Below are 20,764 nucleotides of genomic sequence, written 5' to 3'. Positions count from 1 at the left end.
ATACGAACGCATGAAGCAACAGGACCTGCCTTCTTTTCAAATGTACCCGCTTGGCGATGCTGCCATCGTACTCCAGTTCGGCGATACGATCGACCTGGAGACGCATACCAAAGTAAGGAGCTTTGCTGCCTTCCTGCAACAGCATCCTTTCCCGGGACTGATCGAGCAGGTGCCTGCCTTCACTACCGTTACCGTTTACTACAATCCCTGGCTGCTCAGCGAAAAAGGCCGGCTCGACCCGTATGAAAAGGTGCGCCTGCTACTGCTGGAGATACTCCATCACCTGAAAAAACAAACCCAAAGTTTTACTTCGCGGGAAATAACCGTACCTGTTTGCTACGGGGGCGATTTTGGTCCTGACTTAGCCTTTGTAGCCGAGCATAACCAGCTTTCGCCGGAAGAGGTGATTGCCATCCATACCGGCGGCACGTACCAGGTATACATGATTGGGTTTGCGCCGGGTTTTCCGTACTTAGGCGGTATGGATGAGCGCATCGCTGCTCCCCGAAAAGATACGCCACGCGCCGCTATACCCATCGGCTCTGTGGGCATTGCCGGCAAACAAACAGGCATTTACCCCATCGAAACACCCGGCGGCTGGCAGCTGATTGGGCGCACGCCGCTGTCGCTCTTTAACCCGGCAAGCGAGCATCCCAGCCTGCTGCAGGCCGGCGACACGGTTAAGTTTGTGGCCATTACCCCGGAAGAATACGAGCAAAGAAAGGAGCGGCAACATGAGCATTAAGGTGCTGAAACCCGGCCTCCTCACCACCATCCAGGACACGGGCAGGTATGGCTATCAGAAGGAAGGCATTATTGTAAGCGGCTCCATGGACAAGGTGGCCCTACGCATAGCGAACCTGCTGGTCGGGAACGAGCAGCAGGCAGCGGCCCTGGAGATAACATTGCTGGGCCCGAGCTTATACTTCGAAGCAGATCACCTCATTGCTATTACAGGAGCAGACCTTTCCCCAGGTATAGACGGAGAACCGGTGAAGCTGTGGCGGCCTATTCTGGTAAAAAAAGGCGGCACGCTTTCTTTTCGAGCACCTGTGCTTGGCTGCCGCGCCTACGTGGCTGTAGCGGGCAGCTTTGATGTCTCGAAAGTAATGGGCAGTTACGCCACATACCTGCGTGCCGGCCTTGGTGGTTTCCAGGGCAGGGCTTTACAGACCGGTGATGTGATTTCCTGTAAAGGAGCCAATGAAAAAACAGCAGCATACATACAGGAGCTGAGCGCAGGTATAGGCCAAAGCAACCACAAACAAGCCAGTTGGGCACCCGGCGCTGAGCTGTACCCGGCCTACGAAGAGAACCCCAGCATCCGGGCAATCAAAGGGCCGGAGTACGATCTGTTCACCGTAAGCAGCCAGGAGTACCTGTGGTCCGAAAAATTTCAGGTAACTACGGAGTCGGACCGGATGGGCTACCGGCTGCAAAGTGAACAACTTTCTCTTACCGATAGCCAAGAACTGATATCCAGTGCCGTTACTTTCGGTACGGTACAGGTGCCCGCCGAAGGGCAACCCATTGTGCTCATGGCCGACCACCAGACTACGGGCGGCTATCCGCGCATCGCACAGGTCATCACCGCCGATCTCCCGAAGCTGGCGCAGGTACAGCCCGGCAAACACATCCGCTTTGAAGAAGTATCGCTCGAAAAAGCGCAGCAACTATACATAGAACAGGAACAAAAAATCGAACAGCTTGCATGGGCAATACGAACCAAGATAAATCATTGAAAAACGCACCGCTTACCGTAGACCTCAACTGCGACATGGGCGAAAGCTTTGGCGCTTATACCCTGGGCAACGACGAGGCCATACTTGCTTATGTAACATCGGCCAACATTGCCTGCGGCTTTCATGCCGGCGATCCTGCCGTGATTCGAAAAACGGTGCAGCTTGCCCTGGAGAAGAACGTAGCCATCGGGGCACACCCCGGCCTGCCGGACCTGGTTGGGTTTGGCCGCCGCGAAATGGCCATCTCGCCACAGGAAGCCTTTGATATGGTCGTGTACCAGATAGGTGCTATCTCCGGATTTGTAAAGGCTGCAGGCGGAGCGCTCTACCACGTAAAGCCACACGGGGCGCTGTACAACATGGCGGCTGTTAATGCGGGCTTAGCAGAGGCCATTGCAGAGGCGGTGTACAAAGTATGTCCGGATACGGTGCTGTATGGCCTGGCCGGAAGCGAGCTGATCAAAGCAGGAAATAAGCTGGGGCTGAAAGTGGCCAACGAAGTATTTGCCGACCGCACCTACCAGCTGGACGGCACCCTTACCTCCCGCCGGTTGCCAAACGCCATGATCACCAACCAGGAGGAGGCCGTGCGGCAGGTGGTGCGGATGGTGCAGGAAGGCAAAGTGCTTTCGCAGCAGGGAACAGAAGTGGTGATTCAGGCAGATACCGTTTGCATACACGGCGACGGGCCTCATGCCCTGGAGTTTGCCCGCTACATCCAGCAGGTGCTCGAAAAAGAAAGTATAACTATACAGCCGCCGCATAGCCGATGAAACAAACCCGCAACTGGAGCGTGCTGCTGGGCGCCGCGTTCCTGATGGCCACCTCCGCCGTTGGTCCCGGCTTCCTCACCCAAACCACCGTCTTTACCCAGTCCCTTAAAGCGAGCTTCGGCTTTGTTATACTTGCCTCCATCATACTTGATATCGGGGCGCAGCTGAATGTATGGCGCGTCATTGCCGTTTCGGAAAAGCGGGCCCAAGACATTGCCAATGCCATACTTCCCGGGCTAGGTCTGTTCATTGCTATACTTATTGTGCTGGGCGGGCTGGCCTTTAACATCGGCAACGTAGGCGGTGCGGGACTTGGCTTTAACGTGCTGCTGGGCATTTCGGCAGAGGCGGGCGCTATACTTGCGGCAAGCATCTCGATCGCTATTTTCCTGGTAAGGGAAGCCGGCAAAGTAATGGACCGTTTCGCCCAGGTCATGGGCCTGCTCATGATCCTGCTCATCGTGTTCGTGGCCATCACCTCTTCCCCGCCGGTTGGTGAGGCCGTACTCCGGACGTTTGTACCGGAACAGATAGACATCATCGCCATTGTTACGCTGGTGGGGGGCACTGTAGGCGGCTATATTACGTTTGCAGGGGGCCACCGTCTGCTCGACGCAGGTATAAAAGGCCGGGACGCTTTGCCGGAGGTTACCACCAGCGCGGTATCGGGCATTACGGTGGCTTCCATCATCCGCATTTTCCTGTTTCTGGCAGCGCTGGGCGTGATCAGCAAAGGGCTTGCGCTGGACGAGAGCAACCCGCCTGCCTCCGTGTTCCAGTTGGCAGCAGGTACGATAGGGTATAAATTGTTTGGTGTGGTGATGCTGTCGGCGGCCATTACCTCGGTTGTAGGGTCGGCTTATACTTCGGTTTCCTTTATCAAGTCCTTTAACAGAGGCATTGCTAAGTATGAAAACTGGGTGATCATTGCGTTCATTGTTATCTCAACGATCATCTTCGTAACCATCGGGAGGCCGGTGCGCCTGCTTATACTTGCCGGTGCCTTAAACGGACTGATCCTGCCCATTACCCTGGGAACTATCCTTATCGCTGCACATAAAAAGAAGATCATAGGCGATTACCGCCACCCGCTTTGGCTGACCATCTTCGGAATACTGGTGGTGCTGGTAATGGCTTGGATGGGCGGTTACACTTTGCTTAAACAATTGCCGGAGCTGTTCTGATAGAAGCATTCCGGTATGATTATGGAAGTTAAACAGCAACATTCATCGTGTTGTAAAACAGGATGAAAGATTAATGGTTACGATACTCCTGCCTTGACTTACCAAAAATAAATCATGGCAGGAGTATCATAATAGCATTGATATCTAACTCAAAACACTTGTTCAATATATAATTACCCCATCAATCGTTAATTCATCCTTAGTTGTAACTGTACCATCCGCATGCATTATGACGTCAGTATAACCCTTGAGGGTAAAATGACCTTCAGCATCTTCAAATTTGCCTGTACCACCAGTAATTTCATACTCCCAAATCACAAGATCGCGTTGTGGGTTGTCCGGTAATGATATATATTGGGATGTGCCTTCCGCCCAGATTGAGTTTCCATGCTTGTCAGTAATGATCGCACCAACTCCTGCCGCTTCAATTTCGCTCAGATCCTCTTCCGTAAAGCCATACGATTTCAATGTGTCTAAGCTAAGATGCTCAGTTATTGGTATGCTTTTACCTAGTGCGGTTGTCGGATCTGTTGGCGGATCTGAATAACCATAAGCATGCTGGTTGAACATGGTGAAGATTTTTCCAAAATGACTAACGTTTCCCTCCCCCATTCCAGGATAGAAAGCAGGTACGTTGGTTGGATTTTCCGGATCCCATCCTCCTTCAATGTCGGGGTAAAAAGTGGATGAGGTGTATAGAGTTCCGGTAAGCGGGCGCTCGACCTTATCACCGACTCTGCCGAGTGCGTCCTCTTTGGTGACCTTCAATTCAGAAATCGATTCCTTCTCACAACTGAGAAGGAAAAGAACAGAGGCTAACATTAAGACAGTTTTGAAAAATGCTGCTGTTTTCATAGTTGATTATTTGATTAAGATGAATAGTGAACACAGTTATCCTGCTTAGCCTTATAGAGTAGGTAATCTTCAATATATAATTACCCCATCAAGCGTAAATTCATCACTGGTTGTAATTGTATGATCTGCATGAACTGTGAAATCAGTATAGCCGTTAAGAGTAACTTGACCTTCAGCACCTTCAAATCTGCCTGTACCACCAATAATTTCATACTCCCACATAAGAAGCCTGCGTTGCGGCATGCCCTCTACTTTTGGAAAGTTGCCAGTACCTTCTAGCCAGATTGAATTTCCATGCTTGTCGGTAATAATTACACCAACTTCTTCCGCTTCAATTTCTTCCAACTCCGCTTCCGTAAAACCAAACTCCCTTAATTTGTCTAATGAAAAATAATCAGTGATCGGTACAGTTCTACCTATTGCGGTATCACCTTTATGGCCATAAGCATAATGGTTGTACATGACATAATCTTTACCCATATGGCTAAGATTGCCCTCGCCTTCTCCAGGGTAGAAAGCAGGTGTGTTGCTTGGGTGTCTAGGATCCCATCCTGCTGCAGTGTCACCGATAAGTATGGAAGAGGAGGAAAAAGTGCCGGTAAGTGGACGCTCAATCTTATCACCTACTCTGCCGAGCGCTTCCTCTGTAGTGATTTTCAGATCAGACATTGATTCCTTTTCACAGCCGATAAGGAGAGCAACAGATGCTAAAAATAAGACAGTTTTGAAAAATGATAATGTTCTCATAGCTGATCGTTTTTGATTTAAATAAATACAATACTACTTTCTTTGCCTGAGCAGCAGAGAATAAGTTATCAAAAGGGTCGGGGTGAATTTGAAGAGTAGAGTAAGTGTAATAGCAGCAGTATTCTGCTGATTATCAATGTATTACTTAACGGAATTGTAATTTTAAAGATTTTTAATATAAATTATTTTAGTAAACTGGATACTAGCTTTGGCAGATGGGGATCAACAGCGTGTACAATTCCTGATCAGATGGGTAAAGCCAACTGGGCATTTGCTTGAGAAGTAAAGATTAGGGGAAAGCGTTACTCAAGCTTTTGTTATATTTTCTTTGTGGTTTAAACTCTCGTAGTTACAGTGCCAGCAACAGAACCGAATACAACCCTGCTCCCAACAAAAAGGCCCAGTAGCGGCTTTCGCGCTCTTCGGGTAGTTCCTCTTTCAGCACGTTCAGGATTACGCCGCCACCTACAAAGGCCATTACCAGCACAACAAGCGTTTCGGGCAGTTCCACCACAAAGCCTGTGGCCCACCCTGCTACCAGCGCAGCAACCAGTACCCAGCGCCCCACGCGGCGGTAACTCTCCTGGTGGTGCTCCTGCAAGCCGAAGTCGTTGACGATAAAGTGCAGGGCCATCGCCACCGAAAACAAAAGCATATTTTGCACAGAGCCCTCCTCCCGCTGGTACAGGATGTAGCCGATCAGGGCATTGTAAAGGGCAAACGAACCGATGTGCAGCCAGAAAATGCCGTGTCCGTGCCGCGGTTCTTCCTCTTTCTTCTTTTGATATTTATACCGGTTTTCTACTACCATGCGCTCCAGCCCATAGAATATGACAAGCCCGATCAGGGCCATCAGGTATACATGGTGGCTCAGAAAACTCCCAACCCTGCTAAGCACGCGCTCCACATGCTCCTGCCCTTCGCCCAGTTCGGGAAACAGGTGCAGAAACACATACGCTACGGATACTCCGCCCGCCGCTGAAAGCCAGATACTGCGCGGCACACCTCCAAGGAACCGCAGCTTGTTCGCGAAAAAATGAATAATAGCCATCGCCAGAATCGGCCAGAGGGATACGTGGTCTTCCATAGGGATAGCATACTTAGCCAGGCACTGTTGAGTTTAAAATAAAAAAACCAGCTTTTATACTTTGTAAAGAATATCCCTTGCAGATGAACCTGATCTGTAATTACATAAGTATAAATTGAATCCGTGAAACGCCGTAATACATTAATTATCTCATCACATGAACCTCGCTACTTTTAAACAAAGCCTCCCGGAAGCTGCGCCTCCACCGGAACTTTCGGTATACCTGCAGGCGCTGTGGCACGAGGCAAAAGGTAACTGGGAAAAGGCGCATGTACTGATACAAGACCTGCCTGACCAAACAGCTGCCTGGATACACGCTTACCTGCACCGTAAAGAAGGCGACACCTGGAATGCCGATTACTGGTACCGCAAAGCCGGAAGAAAAAGGCCACAGCAAACCTTGGAGGAAGAGTGGCAAAGTATAGCTACGGCACTATTGGAAGAAGTATAATACCATGATCAACTGGAAGATGCGCATGCATCTGGTTTACCATTTACCTGCAGCCTAAACCCACCCCCACCCCCTCCAGGGAGGGGAATCTGCATACAGACACAAAATTCCTGTGCGCACTAATCAACAGGTATTAGTATGAGCGTTTCTATACTTCGGAAGAAACAGCCACAAAAAAATGAGGCGCAGAAACTGCGCCTCAACAAGTATAACTCTCTAACTTTTTAACTCTCTAACTCCTAATAGTCTTCGTCCTCCTCTTCGCCGAAGCTTGGCATCGTGAACATACCGCTCAGGATGTCTTTAAATTGTAGGCCGGTGCTGAGGCGGTTCTTGCTGATCTGACTGTGTTCGGCCAAACCGTGCAGGGCGAACTCCATCATAAACAGCTTCTCATCGCCTTTTGCATCCGGCTGTTGTTTCTCCACCAGTTCTTCCAGCCCCGGCACCTGCTTCAGTGCTTTTTTATAGGCGGCTGCCGTGGCATCGTTCAGGATATCCAGGGTATGGCCTTCGCCAAACCAGTTCACAATGTCCTTGTAAGGGCTTGGAGTAGCCTTGTTTTTCTTGGCCTTGTCAGGGTCGGGGAAGTACTTGAGGAACTGCGTGCGGATGGCTTTGCCCATAAGCACCTGCGCCACGTGGCCGGCCCCTTCCTGCTCGCCCTCGTACACCAGCTCCACCTTACCCGTAACCGACGGAATGGTGTTCAGGAAATCCGACACACGGATGTAGGTCTTACTTTCCCCGTTCAACAGCGCCCGACGCTCGGCAGCGCTCAACAGGTTCTCGTACGCTGAGATAGTCAATCGGGCCGATACACCGCTTTTCGGGTCTACATACTCGCTGTCGCGGGCCTCAAACGCCACCTGCTCGATCAGGTCGCTGATGATCTCGTTGGTCTGCACCAGCTGCTGTCCCTCTTTCACACGAGCCTCCTGTTTGGTTATCTTCTTGCCAGTCTCTATGGTTTTTGGATAGTGCGTGATGATCTGGCTATCGATACGGTCTTTGAGCGGCGTTACAATGGAGCCGCGATTGGTATAGTCTTCGGGGTTGGCCGTGAACACAAACTGGATGTCCAGGGGCAAACGCACCTTAAAGCCACGGATCTGGATATCGCCTTCCTGCAGGATGTTGAAAAGCGCCACCTGGATACGCGCCTGCAAATCGGGTAGCTCGTTTATCACGAAAATGCCCCGGTGCGAACGTGGGATTAGACCGAAATGGATTACCCGCTCGTCGGAGTACGGCAGCTTCATGGTCGCTGCTTTGATCGGGTCAGCATCGCCGATCAGGTCGGCTACCGATACATCGGGTGTGGCCAGTTTTTCGGTGTAGCGCTCAGAGCGGTGCATCCAATGGATGGGTGTATCGTCGCCGTGCTCGTGTATCAAATCTTGCGCAAAACGCGACAATGGCTGCAACGGGTCGTCGTTCAGTTCTGAGCCCTGCACCACCGGAATGTACTCATCCAGCAGGTCGATCATCTGGCGCGCAATACGGGTCTTCGCCTGCCCGCGCAGGCCCAGCAGGTTGATGTGGTGCTTCGAAAGTATGGCCCGCTGCATGTCCGGAATTACCGTCTCTTCATAGCCCCAGATGCCCGGGAACACGTCCTCTTTCTGCTGCAGCTTTTTGATCAGGTTTTGCCGCAGCTCCTGCTTTACCGATTGTGGCTCATATCCGGCAGCCTTCAACTGCCCCAGCGTCTTTATCTTGAGTAAATTCTCCGATGGGATGTCTCTATAATTCATTCTTTCAGTTATCAGTTAACAGTTATCAGTAACCGTTTCTTACGGCTACTAATTAATGATTGCTTTTATACTTAATTCGGATTTCTCAATCCGAAAGCGAAAACATTTGCTGCTTAGTTTTTCATAGTTAAACCTTATAGGAATAATTTAAGCCTATATTTAACGTATGAAAAAGCTATCCGCATCTACACTTCTGTTCTTCCTGGCTATTCTGATGATCATCACAGGATTATTGCTTAGGCTTAATCATCAGATCAGCACCGTTACATTTAACTGGTTGATCGGCCTGTCGTTCCTGGTTCAGCTTATTGCACGTTGGCTGAAGTCCAGAAGCAAAAATCATGATGCTTAACTAACTGATCGTACCCCAAATTAAAAACTCTTTTTACGGTTGCGGCCGTAGTCACGGAACACCAGGTGGCCTAAACCTTGCAAGCCGCTGTAATATGCCTGCCCGTTGTTTACCTTGGTAAACTCCTCTACAAACTGCTGCAGGTACGGGTCTGTCGCAATCATAAAGGTGGTGATCGGAATTTTAAGACGGCGGCATTGCGCTGCCAGGTTCAGCGTTTTGTTTACCACCTTGCGGTCCAGGCCGAAGCTGTTTTTGTAGTAACGCAGCCCTTCTTTCAGACAGGTGGGCTTACCATCCGTGATCATGAAGATCTGCTTGTTTGGTGTTTTGCGCTTGCGCAGGATGTCCATGGCCAGTTCTAGTCCTGCTACCGTGTTAGTGTGGTAAGGACCAACTTCTAAGTATGGCAAGTCCTTTATCTCGATCTGCCAGGCATCGTTGCCAAACACGATCACATCCAGCGTATCTTTCGGGTACTTCTGTTTTACCAGTTCTGCCAGCGCCATCGCCACTTTTTTAGCTGGCGTAATGCGGTCTTCGCCGTACAGGATCATCGAGTGCGAAATGTCGATCATCAGCACCGTAGACGATTGGCTCTTATGCTCTGTCTCGGTCACTTCCAAATCCTGCTCAGTGAGCCAAAAATCAGAAAGGCCGTGGTTGATCTGGGCATTGCGGATGGAGTCGGTCATCGAGATCTGCTCCAGGGCATCGCCAAAGCGGTACTCCCGGCGGTCGGTGCTGGGTTCGTCGCCAATGCCGGTGTGGGGCGTGGCATGGTTGCCTTTGCCGCTCTTCTTCAGCTTGCCAAAGATCTCCTCCAAGGCACTTTTACGTATGCCCTGTTCGCTCTTGGCCGTGATCTGGAAAGCGCCCCCTTCCTGCGGGTTCTCTTCGATATAACCCTTCTTTTTAAGGTCCTCGATAAAATCGCCCATGCCATACTCGTCGCTGGTTAGATTGTACTGTTTATCGAGGGAGTTGAGCCAGGCAAGCGCCTCTGCCACATCGCCGGAAGATATAGTTACGAGCTGCAGAAACAGCTTTAAAAGGGTTTCGAAACTGGGTTTATTATCCTCGGGGGGTATGTATTCTGTAAATCGGAATCCTAAAGCCATGATATTGGGAATTTATACTTGTAAACAACGCTAAGGCAGCTAATGTTCTCGCAGCTATTTTATGTACGTAGCTGCAGCTAACTTTATTTCTTACAGAAGAACAAAACTATAGCTTATGAAACCCTGTAAATGATAGTTGTACGAATTTTAAGCTATAATAACCTATGAAAGCCATCTGGAACGACGTTGTGATTGCTGAAAGCGACCAAACCATTAAAGAGGGTAGCAGCCTCTACTTTCCTCCTAATTCTGTAAAGCAGGAGTATTTTGAACGAAGCGAAACCCATACTACCGATCCGCAGGGTGAGGCCTCTTATTATCATATAAAAGTGAACGGGAAAGTGAAGCTAGATGCGGCACGTTACTACCCTAACCCCAAAGCAGAGGGCAACAAGGTCAGGGACTATGTAACGTTTGATGAAAGTATAACCATGAAGGATTAGCCAGAAATAAGCTAAGCTGTAAACAAAAAGGCCTGCTGTTTGACGAGCAGGCCTTTTTGTTTTATCTTTTTCCGGATTAGTCTATCCAGCGGAATTTATACTCCAGTTGCGGCACCTTCATGCGCTCAGCAACACGTTTCAAGCGGGCAGGCAAGGCCATCACGTAATCGCGGGCACGTTCGCCAGCCTCGTTCAGGCCGGAAACAGTCTCTATTTTCCACTCTTTGATCAGGTCTTCCAGGATGTCGGTATAGTCTGCGGAAGTATAAACGCCGATACGCTGCGCAGCATCTGTAAAGTGACCAAAGGTTTTACCCATGTCCACCCCGAGTTCGCGCATGTAGTGAGCCGGCATTACGATCTTCTTGCGCATCATGTCTTCAAAGGCCAGCATCATTTCGCTTGGGTCTGCCTCAAAGATCTTCCCTACAAACGCTTTGTAAGCCTTTGCGTGACGGGCCTCATCCGACGCTACATAACCGCACAGTTTGGCCAGCATGCCGTCGCCTTGCTTCTTGGCGATCTGTGCTACACGGCGGTGCGACAGGTTGGTAGCTGTTTCCTGGAAACTGGTATACACAAAGCTGCGGTAAGGATCATTGTCTGTCTGCAGGTCGAAACCATCGGCGATCAGATATTGCGTAGAAGCTTCCATCTCGCGCATGTTGATGCGGCCTGACAAGTATAGGTAACGGTTCAGCAGATCGCCGTGGCGGTTTTCTTCGGCCGTCCAGGCGCGGTTCCACTTCATCCAGGGGCTTTGGTCTTCCTGCGGCATGCCTTTAATGGTCATCAGCCAGCTCTCGTAGGTAGGCAGCGCCTCTTCTGTAATGGTATCGCCTACCAGCACGGCCAGCAGATCATACGACAGGTCACGGGCACGCTCACGCAGTTCACGAATCTCCTCAAAAAAACTGTCCAAACGCGCATCTGGCAGTAGGTCCGCAGGCTGCCAACTATCTTCTACTGATTTCAGGAATTCTGTAATTTTCTCGCTTACAAAATCTTCCATCCATCTCATTACTTCAATACGGGAGGCAACAGCTGTGATCATCTTTAAGGTTTAATTTTTAATTAAAAGCAAATATACATATTTAAAACGATGCATACAGCAGCTCATTAACAATTTGTTAACTCACTGCATGTTAATATTTTCCGTTAAATACCCTGAACTATTCTTTACGTAAAAACTACAAAGTGTTTACTCCATGATTTACTTTTCCATAAAAAGTAACAAATAATAGTGCAATTATTCCTGATACCGCCACTTATAGTACAGCTTGCGGAAAATACGCAGGTCGATTTTATACTTGTTGAGCAGCAACAACAACCGGTAAGCCGGCGAAAGCTCTCCCACCTGGCGCAGCAGTTCCAGAAAAGCAGCAGCCTCTTTGTAGTTGCCGGTAAAGTAGGTATGGCGGGCTTCGTACTTCAGCCGGTCGGCCAGGGCCTGTCGCTCTTCGTGCGTGTGCACCAGTTGCAAAGCCTTTTCGCATACTTTTACAGTAGAGGCGATGAGCGGGTTGCCCGGTCGGTACCAGGCCCTTGACAGAGAATGGGCATGTACCCGGCGCCGTGTCGTCACAGCATCCAGGAAGTAATATTTATACTTGCGGGAGGAGCGTACCCAGAAATCAAAATCCTCATAGGCCAACGATTCGTCGTAGCCGTTCAGGTCTTCGAACACGCTGCGGCGCACCATCATGGTAGGCGGACAAACAAAGTACCGGCGCAACAGGTCGCGGAACAGGTCGCCTGAGGGAGCAAACGAAATTACCGTGCCCTGTGCATTGCGCCGGCAGTGATAGCCGATGTGCTCCGATTCATCATCAATGTACTCGGCATCGGAGTACACCACGCCGTAGCTTTCGTCGAGTTGAGCAAAAGCCGCTACCTGTTGGGCTACACGGTCGGGCAGCAGCACATCGTCGGTAGCAAAATCGATGATGTAGGCGCCGGAGGAGGCACGCCAGCCCCTATTAAAGGCTTTGGTATTGCCCAGGTTGGTGGCGGTGCTGATGAATTTGATCTGGGGGTATTGCTGCTGGTAGGCAAGTATGATTTCGGTGCTGCGGTCGGTGCTGCTGTCGTCCACCACGATGATCTCCAGGTGCGGGTACGTCTGGGCCAGCACCGAATCCAGCGCTTCTTTCAGGAAGCGCTCGTGGTTGAAGCACAGGCAGATAACAGAGACAAGCGGAGCAGCCATACTTACTTAAAGAAGCTTTTTATACTTTGGATGACGTGCTCCTGTTCCTCATAACGCATGCCCGGGAAGAGCGGCAGGCTCAGGCTGGTAGCGGCCAGTTCTTCCGCCACCGGAAAATCACCGGGTTTATACTTGAGGAAAGTATATGCCGGCTGCAGGTGGATCGGCACCGGGTAATGAATAGCCGTGTGTATACCTCGCTCCTGTAGCCATACTTTCAGCTGGTCGCGCTGTGGGGTGCGGATGTTGAAAATGTGGTAGACGTGGCTGCAGTTGGGTGCCGTTTTTGGCAACACCAGGTCGTCTATACTTTGTAGCTCCTGCAGGTATACTTGCGCCAGTCGCTGCCGCTCAGCATTCAGATTGTCGAGGTGTTGCAGTTTTACTCGAAGCACCGCCGCCTGCAGCGTGTCGAGCCGCGAGTTTACCCCGATCAGTTCGTTGTGGTATTTCTCACTCTCACCGTAGTTGCGGTACTTCCGGGCAAAGGCGGCAACTGTCTCATCGGAAGTGGTAATGGCTCCGGCATCGCCCAAGGCACCTAAGTTTTTGGTGGGATAAAAGCTGGTGGCGTTTGCCTTCCCGAAACTGCCCACCGGTTGCCCCGCCCAGCTAGCCCCCTGTGCCTGCGCAAAATCTTCTACTATAGCCAGTTTATACTTCGTTGCCAGCTCTACCAGTGGCCCCATCTCACAGGCCTGCCCGTAGAGGTGCACCGGAAGTATGGCTTTAGTTCTTGCTGTAACCGCCTTCTCGGCGGCGGCGGTCAGGTTGTATGTAAAACTATCAGGCTCCACAAGTATAGGTGTGCCCCCGGCCTGCACCACAGCGTTGGCCGTCGCGATAAAGGTGTTGGCAGGCAGGATCACTTCGTCTCCGGCACCCACACCTACGGCTTTCAGGGCAATGGTCAACGCATCCAGCCCGTTGCCAACAGCTATGCTATACGTTGCCTCGGTAGCCGCAGCAAATTCCTCTTCAAAAGCTCCCACCTCTTCGCCAAGTATAAACCGGTTGCTACGCGCCGCCCGCAGCAGCGCCGCTTCAACGGCGGTGGTTATACCTTCCGGAAAATCCCTGAATTCAAAGTATGGGGTCATATTTGGTTTAAGAGGTTTATCTGGCAAATCTTAATGAGTAATGACTGCAGTTATGGGTTTCTGGCTTATGATCTTTTTGTTTTCAACAGTTATCTCAGATCCTTCTGCAAGCATTACTGAAACAGGTGTTTGCTGATTCAGGAAGCTGAACTTTTTGCTATAAACCTCTCCAAAATCAACATCTATAGTATAACCTGACACCTCATATGCGTTCCATCGTGGGTGGGTTACCTCATACTCATTTGTTCTTGAGTTGCTTACTTTTGCGTAGCCCCAATAGTGTTCCGTTATGAACTCGGTTTCACTTCCTGGCGCTATCCCGGTTGCCTGTTTTGCTGCCCTTACGCTAAAGGTCTGCCACCTGGTGTTTTTCCTCCAGCTATACTCCACCAGCCTTTCGCTTTCGGTCTCCTTCCATTTGTGTTTCATGGGCAGCGTTTGGTAATTCTCTTTGTATACCGTGTTGGCAACAAAGGTAAGTGCCGGCTTGGGAACAATTTCCTTAATGAACACCACGCCCCTTTTCCATACCTTGTTCTCCAGCCTCTTCACATAAAACCTGAGGTTTACTTCTTCAAAGTTTACATGAAAAGGTATTTTGAGATTCAGCAGCCGGGTGTTTAAAAACATGAACCCGACCAAGCTTACGTAGCACCTGTTGTTCCAAAGGTCGAGCTCCGTGCCAAAGGGAAGGTGCTCCTTCAGCAAAGCAGGATCTATCTCATAATTTGCTATGGCAAGCTTTCGCCACTCTGCTTTTAGGAAACTCATCTTTGTATGTTTGAAGGTAGGGCCTAGGCGTCTTAAATATTTAATTAGCAGCTGTTTTACTTCATTTCTTTCTTATAAAGTTCTGCAAGTATCATAGTAGGCTTTATCCAACTATATTTTCTCCAGACTCTTTCCTCTTTTTGCTCTTTAAATAAACGAACTTCAAATAATTCTCCATTTAGAAATAATGAAAAGTCTTCAGCATCATAGTGGACAGATAGGGGTGGATAGAACTGCTGATTTGGTAAAGGCTTTCTAGTTGTGATCCGGAGACGGTTTGCTATGAAATAAGCTAAGGCCTCTGAGTTCCTCTGTTCAGTTTTACTTTCCCTTTGGTCGCAAAATATTGTTCTGGAAAAAGTCTTGCCATTTTTGCTCCAGATTATCCCTGCATCTATATATCCTTCACAATCTTGTTTCGCACCTAATGTCTCACAACCAGTACAATAAGAGTGGTATGTAAAAACTGTATCAACATTATCATTTCTTAAATCCTTCAAAGCTTTCTGCAAAGCAGGGTGAAAAGAACCAACATTCTCAACTTGCCCAAAACAGGTAGTTGCAAAGTAAAACATGATTAAGGTTAAGAGTATTTTCATAAATAGTCCCCAACTATAATAGAACACTAATACCTTCCAATACTACAGCGCAATATGCCCCGCCAGCCGCTTGAAAGTAGCATACTCCCGGATGTAGTCTTCCTCGTCGAAATCGGTGGAAGCGATGCAGAGGGCGATGGTGCCGGGTGCAAATGATAGGCGCGTCCAGCACATGGCTGGGATGTATAAACCGGTGGTGGGCGTATCCAGCACAAAGGTTTCCTCCTTACCGGCTCCCATGTCGGCTGTTACCGTTATGCTTCCGGTTACAGCAATCAGTACTTCTTCAGTAGCCTTGTTGGCATGTTGCCCGCGCAGCACATCTTCGGGGGTGCCATAGGTCCAGAAAACACGCTTTACCTTAAACGGCAGGTTTTCGGCATACTGCGTCGTAGCAATGTAACCAAGAGCGGGGCTCCCGATGCGATCGAACTGTAAAAGATAAGGTGCTGCTGACAATCGTAGATAATTTAGTGCTGCCACAAATTAACCATATTTCCCCATATTTCAGTAGGAGATTCTGCCTGCGGCTTTGCCCCTGCCCGTTTTAGCTTAACTTTGCAGATGCCCGCAGGCGAAAATCATCATGGAAGATACCTATCGTACCATAGCCGCCCCCTCAGAAGGCCTTTACAAAGAGAAAGGCAGCAAATTTATTGCCCTGGCCTTCCCCGTTTACTCTGAAGAAGAGGTGAAGGAGATCATGGCAGGGCTGAAGAAGCAGTACTTCGATGCCCGCCACCATTGCTATGCCTATTGTTTGGGAGCCGACAAAAGCCGCTACCGCGCCAACGACGATGGCGAGCCCAACCACTCGGCCGGCGACCCGATCCTGGGCCAGATCCGCTCGGCCAACCTGAGCAATGTGCTGGTGGTGGTGGTACGCTATTTTGGCGGCACCAAGTTGGGCGTCAGCGGCCTGATCAACGCCTATAAAACCGCCTCCGCCGAAGCCATTGCCAACGCCGCCATCGTAGAAAAACACGAAGCGGCGCTTCTGCAGGTGCATTTCCAGTATCCGCAGATGAACGATGTGATGAGCCTGGTGAAAGAGTATGAACTGGCCGTGCGGGACCAGCAGTTCGAGCTGGATTGCCGCCTGACCCTGGAAGTACGGCGCAAGCTGCAGGAAGAAATCACGGCTAAACTGGAAGATCTGGATGCCGTAACAGTCTCGGAAGTGGAGCAGGCATAACCACAGCAGCTACCTGTACAAAATTTTTCATACCTTGCTTTTCTGCAGCACCCTTTATGCTACTTATGTCCAAACGTAAACGCCATCGTTCTCCCAACAGAATTCTGGAACGCAAGCCAGGTAAAAGCCCCGGTTATCTTTATGTGCCTGCCGGCGCCTTCGCTCCCCGCTTTTTCCTGATGTCGTTCAAAGATGCCTACTTTGAGGAGCAGGAGCTTCAGACTTATGCGCAGCTTCTGAAGAAAATGCAGGAATGCCCGGATGCCACCCACTGGATCGACATAAGAGGTTACGGTGACCTGAGCATACTGGAACAACTGACGCAGGACTTCCCCATACACCGCCTGCAGATGGAGGACGTGATCAACGACTACCAGCGACCGAAGGTAGATGAGTATGAGAACAGGCTTTTTATCATCACACGCATGCTGCGCTGGTCCAAAGAGTACCACACCCTGGACGATGTGCAGCTGTCGATGTTCACCGGGCCGAACTACGTGCTTACCTTGCAGAGTGATTACGAAGACAACCTGGACCCGCTGCGTGAGCGGATCAGGAGCGGCCGAGGTACGGTGCGGCAACGCCCCCCGATGTACCTGGCTTACGCGATATCCGACGTGGTGCTCGACTACTACTTTCCGGTAATGGCCTCTATAGGCGCTTATGTAGAAGAGCTGGAGCAGACGGTTCTGGACGAACCTTCCAAACAAACCCTGCGCCAGGTGCTTGCCATCCGGAGCGAGCTGGTAAAACTGCGCCACATTGCCTGGCCGGAGCGCGATAAAATGACCGAAATTCTCCGCATGGATGAAGATGTAATTCCGGACAACCTGAAAGTATATTTCCGCGACGCGTACGACCATACCATCCAGCTCATCGACCTCATCGATAACCAGAAAGAAATGGTATCCAGCCTGGTGGAACTTTATATGTCGACGGTAAGCAACCGCATGAACGAGATCATGAAAGTGCTTACCATCATCTCCGGCATATTTATCCCGCTGAGCTTTATTGCCGGGCTTTATGGCATGAACTTCTCGCGCGAGAATCCGGAAACAGGCGAAGTATACCGCTACAGTATGCCGGAGCTATACCAGCCCTATTCCTACCCAATCCTGATGCTGCTGATGGTGGTGCTGGTGCTGGTGCAGCTATATTTCTTCTGGCGCAAAGGCTGGTTCAGGAAGTTTTAGAGATTGGTTTGTTACCTCCCTGCTCCCTCCTAAGAACAAGAAGGGGTGATTTACTTATCTACCTGTCATGCTGCAAGTTTAGCGACAGCGTAACTTGTGGTATAAAATGAGGCCAGTTTGTAACTGGCGTTACCCGCTTTTTCTGGCGCGGGAATTATTCCCGTGTCTAAATATGATGTTTAGTCTCTGACTCGACTGGGCCGGAGGCCCCGCTATAGTTCGTCACGAGCGAGGACGCTCGCGCCATGGTTGTATATTGTTAAAAGTATAAACCCACCCCTGCACCCCTCCCAAGAAGGAGAATTGGCCTTTCTTGATAGAACCGTCTGCTTTGCACAAGCCTGTCAGACCGCACCTGCCGGAGCAGCAATTAAACTTCCCCTACTCCAACCGGAAGCTTACCTTCTTCAATTCGCGGCGGAACACCTTGTATAAAGTATAGTTATTGGACGCCTCGTTGTAGTAAATCGTTACGGGCTGGCTGCTCTCCAGGGAGCGCTTGCCGATGATGTTAGCTTCGGCATCGTAGAGGTATGTTTTCTGCGGGCCTGTTTCTGTGATGGCGTATATTTTGTTATCCCCGCCGAAGTGGAAATACTGCACCAGTTTAGGAGCCGAGGTAACATACCGCTTCTCGAAGATCTCTTTCATATCCTGGTCAAATACGGCTACCTTGCCCTGGTCCTGGCGCACGATGATAAAAGACTTGCCGCTGTTTTCAGGCACCAGGTCGAACATGGCGCGCTTGCTTGGGCGCAACAACTGCTGCCGGCGCAGCACCCGCCCCTGCAGGTTAAATACCACCACTTCACCATACCGGGTTACTACCGTCACTTCTGATTTGCGCAGATCCGCTCCAAGCCTGGCCACCGCATCCGAGGTAACCGGAGAACGCAAACTGAATGGAAACCCGGGCAACGTTTCTCCTTCGCGGTTCAAAGCATACACATAACCGTTTTCGAGGAGTACCAGGATAACGTCGCGGCCACCTACGCGCAGGTGCTGGGGCGCTGAAGCAAGGCGGTAATCCATGCGGCGTGGCTGCCAGCCAACGATACCGTTGCCCCGGATGTCGTACATGTATAGGTTACCCAGTTCATCGTCTACCAGCAGGCGGTAGTTACCGTTCTTCTCATAGTCAAACACCGACAGGCGCTGTAGCTGCAACGAATCGCTTACGTTAAAAGGGAAGTTTTCCAGGTCGTTCCCCTCGTTATCCACGGCATAAATGCGGTTGAAGGTAGCAAAGGCATAACGAAGCTTCTTCTCCGGCCCAACCTCCAGCTGTTGTATGGTGCCCCGGATGGCACTGCTCAGGGTATCGGTCCAGCCTTCTTTGTCGCTGGCGGTAACATTGTGCAGCACATGCGACGAGTCCTGCACCGCTACCTCACGGCTTCGGTCTATGGCATTCTGTATAGCAAAAGGTCGGGAGGTTAGCCTGTTCTTAAACTCAAGCACCAGTTCCTCCTCAAAGCCATCTTTGTCTGGTCCTGATGTTCTTTCCTGCCTTCTGAGCAGAAAGCTGGTATAGTATTGCTGCTCCACTTTAGAGAACTGCAGGCTCACCTGATTAAAACGCTTGATCAGGTTTGCGTTCTGCAGCAGGTCTTCTCGGCTTTCGTCCTGCATGTAGCGGCTCAGGATGTACCAGGCATTTACGGTATTCAGAAACACGCTGAAGTTACCTTCCTGCAATGTCTCCTCCAGAAATGCCTTCTGCGCCACTGATTTGCCCCATACACTTTCCGTAGAGATATCATCCAGCAGGGAACGAAGCGTTGCCATTTCAGAGGCAAAAACGAGGTAATTATCTACCTGCACCACATAACTCTGTTCGAACCCGGCAAACAAATTTCCGAAAAGCTGCGAAGGCAGCTCCGGTACATGCAGGAGCTGCAGGGTATAACTCCCGTACTGTTCGGTGAGCGCGTTCGTGCTACCCGAAGTCGATTTGGCCTGCAGTTGCTTCAGCAGGTTAAGAGTTCTTTTCGGGTCCTCCATCCGAGCAAACACGATCTTCTCCGGGCTGGAATTGATGTTATAAGCTTCCAGATAAGCAAGTGCCACTTCTTTTCTGAAAGTATGAGCCAGGCTATCCACCAAAGGGGCATTGGCTACTTCCTTTACCTTCGTCTTGTCACGCAGGCGGGCAACCTCCTCTACCCCAAAATGAAAGAGCATAGCCGTGCGGGAAGGCAAATATTCTTTTACCTGTACAGGCTGCGCCCTGGCAGGCTGCAACCTTGCGTAAAAAGAGTCTTTCAGGTTCTCCGGGTTCGAGAAACCATTCAGGAAAAGCTTGTCCCGCTCCAGCTTCAACTCCAGCATCCCGTTCCGGCAGAAACTGGCCAGGTATCGCACCTGCGGCATCAGGTCTTCCTGAACGAACAAGCCCAGCACCTCGGGCAATGCCCTGTAGTTCACAAATACATTGGCAAACACGCCGGGCTGGTTCAGGTAATTTGTGGTCTTGAACTCGGCCGCAAGGGAGGTTGGGTTATCCCGGTTAATGCGCCGCACGATCTCCTCTACCAGCACAGGCGAAGGACTAAGTATAATGTTGTTGTGGTAGGAGAAATAGGTAAAGCTGCTGCCCAGCTGCGTGTTCTTGATGTTCGTCAGCAGAAAACCCTGGTAGTCCCGTGAATCCTCTTTAAAAAAACCGCTCTTATTTACATTCTCCGTCAGGGTGCGCAGGAAGCGGTGCTCGCCTACCGACTTCACCGGCACATAGTATACAAAATCTATGTCCGACTTGCCCACCACGTGCACAGAGGTCAGGATGTTCTTTTTGTCGAGGAAACGGGCCAGGCGCTGGTTACCGGGCGCCACACTGTCGAGCCAGGCAAGGTTATCTTCAAAGCGCTGTGCAAAGGGCAGCATCGAGAAGTTTTCCCAGAGCCCTGTTTCTTTCAGGTGCTCTACAAGCGCTGTATGGTTGTTGGTTTCTACTACAAAGGCTGCGTTCTCAGGCACCAGCGACCAAAGGTCCACCTTCTCCCTGGAGTCCTTCCACCGGCTAAAGCCGTAATAAGCCAGCGATGCCAGCAGAACAAACCCGATAAAGTAGAATAAGATGCGTTTCGGCATGCCAGGTGTTTTCAGGCTACAAAATTAACGGAAATATTAAAAAATCCCGATTATGAATAAACTGCCCGTGCGTATCCCGCCAGGAAGCACAT

21 protein-coding genes are annotated in these 20,764 nt (G+C 50.4%); 9 read left to right on the top strand and 12 right to left on the bottom strand.

The features are described 5' to 3' along the window. The first annotated feature begins 10 nt into the window (after nt 1–10). The 4 genes from pxpB to MJ611_RS18270 are packed head-to-tail and all read left to right on the top strand — an operon-like array spanning nt 11 to nt 3,699. Nucleotides 11–745 carry a 5-oxoprolinase subunit PxpB gene (gene pxpB / locus MJ611_RS18285; RefSeq protein ID WP_250431886.1) on the top strand — a complete coding sequence of 245 codons (735 nt, stop codon included), beginning with the start codon at nt 11–13 and terminating at the stop codon, nt 743–745. Next, nucleotides 735–1,742, top strand: a complete 1,008-nt coding sequence (locus tag MJ611_RS18280) for a 5-oxoprolinase subunit C family protein (RefSeq protein WP_250431885.1) — start codon at nt 735–737, stop codon at nt 1,740–1,742. The genes pxpB and MJ611_RS18280 overlap by 11 nt, the downstream gene beginning before the upstream one ends. Then, nucleotides 1,712–2,515, top strand: coding sequence for a LamB/YcsF family protein (locus MJ611_RS18275; protein WP_250431884.1), 804 nt, complete (start codon nt 1,712–1,714; stop codon nt 2,513–2,515). Before MJ611_RS18280 ends, MJ611_RS18275 begins: the two co-directional genes overlap by 31 nt. Beyond that, on the top strand, nt 2,512–3,699 hold the full coding sequence (locus tag MJ611_RS18270) for an NRAMP family divalent metal transporter (RefSeq protein ID WP_250431883.1): 1,188 nt from the start codon (nt 2,512–2,514) through the stop codon (nt 3,697–3,699). Before MJ611_RS18275 ends, MJ611_RS18270 begins: the two co-directional genes overlap by 4 nt. A 162-nt stretch (nt 3,700–3,861) precedes the next feature. Here the strand turns inward: MJ611_RS18270 and MJ611_RS18265 are convergent, their stop codons facing one another. From MJ611_RS18265 to MJ611_RS18255, 3 genes are all read right to left on the bottom strand, one after another. After that, nucleotides 3,862–4,554 carry a hypothetical protein gene (locus MJ611_RS18265; RefSeq protein WP_250431882.1) on the bottom strand — a complete coding sequence of 231 codons (693 nt, stop codon included), beginning with the start codon at nt 4,552–4,554 and terminating at the stop codon, nt 3,862–3,864. Between the two features lie 69 nt (nt 4,555–4,623). Continuing rightward, the gene (locus MJ611_RS18260) at nt 4,624–5,301 is read right to left on the bottom strand and encodes a hypothetical protein (protein WP_250431881.1); all 678 of its coding nucleotides are present in this window, start codon (nt 5,299–5,301) and stop codon (nt 4,624–4,626) included. A 349-nt stretch (nt 5,302–5,650) separates the two neighbouring features. Further along, on the bottom strand, nt 5,651–6,388 hold the full coding sequence (locus tag MJ611_RS18255; protein WP_250431880.1) for a ZIP family metal transporter: 738 nt from the start codon (nt 6,386–6,388) through the stop codon (nt 5,651–5,653). Between the two features lie 157 nt (nt 6,389–6,545). Between MJ611_RS18255 and MJ611_RS18250 the strand changes: the two genes are divergently transcribed. Continuing rightward, nucleotides 6,546–6,839 (top strand): hypothetical protein, encoded by a 294-nt coding sequence (locus MJ611_RS18250; RefSeq protein ID WP_250431879.1) that lies wholly within the window; start codon nt 6,546–6,548, stop codon nt 6,837–6,839. Nucleotides 6,840–7,078: 239 nt separating this feature from the next. Here MJ611_RS18250 and MJ611_RS18245 read toward each other — a convergent pair whose 3' ends face one another. Beyond that, nucleotides 7,079–8,596 (bottom strand): sigma 54-interacting transcriptional regulator, encoded by a 1,518-nt coding sequence (locus tag MJ611_RS18245; protein WP_250431878.1) that lies wholly within the window; start codon nt 8,594–8,596, stop codon nt 7,079–7,081. A 166-nt stretch (nt 8,597–8,762) separates the two neighbouring features. Between MJ611_RS18245 and MJ611_RS18240 the strand changes: the two genes are divergently transcribed. Next, entirely contained in the window at nt 8,763–8,948 is a 186-nt protein-coding gene (locus MJ611_RS18240) for a hypothetical protein (RefSeq protein ID WP_250431877.1), read from the top strand. Between the two features lie 20 nt (nt 8,949–8,968). Here MJ611_RS18240 and MJ611_RS18235 read toward each other — a convergent pair whose 3' ends face one another. Beyond that, nucleotides 8,969–10,069, bottom strand: a complete 1,101-nt coding sequence (locus MJ611_RS18235) for a vWA domain-containing protein (RefSeq protein ID WP_250431876.1) — start codon at nt 10,067–10,069, stop codon at nt 8,969–8,971. Between the two features lie 164 nt (nt 10,070–10,233). On the opposite strand from MJ611_RS18235, the gene MJ611_RS18230 reads away from it, so the two are divergent. Beyond that, nucleotides 10,234–10,512 carry a DUF427 domain-containing protein gene (locus tag MJ611_RS18230; RefSeq protein WP_250431875.1) on the top strand — a complete coding sequence of 93 codons (279 nt, stop codon included), beginning with the start codon at nt 10,234–10,236 and terminating at the stop codon, nt 10,510–10,512. A gap of 76 nt (nt 10,513–10,588) precedes the next feature. On the opposite strand, the gene MJ611_RS18225 is transcribed toward MJ611_RS18230, so the two are convergent. The 6 genes from MJ611_RS18225 to MJ611_RS18200 form a co-directional block, all read right to left on the bottom strand. Then, nucleotides 10,589–11,566 (bottom strand): acyl-ACP desaturase, encoded by a 978-nt coding sequence (locus MJ611_RS18225; protein ID WP_250431874.1) that lies wholly within the window; start codon nt 11,564–11,566, stop codon nt 10,589–10,591. Nucleotides 11,567–11,761: 195 nt separating this feature from the next. Then, a complete protein-coding gene (locus MJ611_RS18220; RefSeq protein ID WP_250431873.1) occupies nt 11,762–12,721 on the bottom strand; it encodes a glycosyltransferase in 960 nt (319 codons plus the stop codon). 2 nt (nt 12,722–12,723) lie between these two features. Beyond that, the gene (locus MJ611_RS18215) at nt 12,724–13,821 is read right to left on the bottom strand and encodes a DegT/DnrJ/EryC1/StrS family aminotransferase (RefSeq protein WP_250431872.1); all 1,098 of its coding nucleotides are present in this window, start codon (nt 13,819–13,821) and stop codon (nt 12,724–12,726) included. 30 nt (nt 13,822–13,851) lie between these two features. Further along, nucleotides 13,852–14,592, bottom strand: coding sequence for a YqjF family protein (locus tag MJ611_RS18210; protein WP_250431871.1), 741 nt, complete (start codon nt 14,590–14,592; stop codon nt 13,852–13,854). Between the two features lie 56 nt (nt 14,593–14,648). Next, nucleotides 14,649–15,191 (bottom strand): hypothetical protein, encoded by a 543-nt coding sequence (locus MJ611_RS18205; RefSeq protein WP_250431870.1) that lies wholly within the window; start codon nt 15,189–15,191, stop codon nt 14,649–14,651. A 42-nt stretch (nt 15,192–15,233) separates the two neighbouring features. After that, a complete protein-coding gene (locus tag MJ611_RS18200) occupies nt 15,234–15,674 on the bottom strand; it encodes a sugar 3,4-ketoisomerase (protein ID WP_250431869.1) in 441 nt (146 codons plus the stop codon). A 103-nt stretch (nt 15,675–15,777) separates the two neighbouring features. On the opposite strand from MJ611_RS18200, the gene MJ611_RS18195 reads away from it, so the two are divergent. Beyond that, nucleotides 15,778–16,386: an IMPACT family protein gene (locus tag MJ611_RS18195; RefSeq protein ID WP_250431868.1), complete on the top strand. Its 609-nt coding sequence runs from the start codon at nt 15,778–15,780 to the stop codon at nt 16,384–16,386. A 65-nt stretch (nt 16,387–16,451) separates the two neighbouring features. After that, entirely contained in the window at nt 16,452–17,579 is a 1,128-nt protein-coding gene (gene corA, locus MJ611_RS18190; RefSeq protein ID WP_250431867.1) for a magnesium/cobalt transporter CorA, read from the top strand. Nucleotides 17,580–17,960: 381 nt separating this feature from the next. Here corA and MJ611_RS18185 read toward each other — a convergent pair whose 3' ends face one another. Continuing rightward, nucleotides 17,961–20,672, bottom strand: coding sequence for a hypothetical protein (locus MJ611_RS18185; protein WP_250431866.1), 2,712 nt, complete (start codon nt 20,670–20,672; stop codon nt 17,961–17,963). Nucleotides 20,673–20,764: the final 92 nt, after the last annotated feature.

The sequence above is a fragment of the Pontibacter ruber genome, assembly GCF_023630205.1.
GTDB lineage: Bacteria > Bacteroidota > Bacteroidia > Cytophagales > Hymenobacteraceae > Pontibacter > Pontibacter ruber.
Note: the sequence above shows the minus strand (reverse complement) of the source record. Positions and strands in the feature narration are given on the sequence as shown.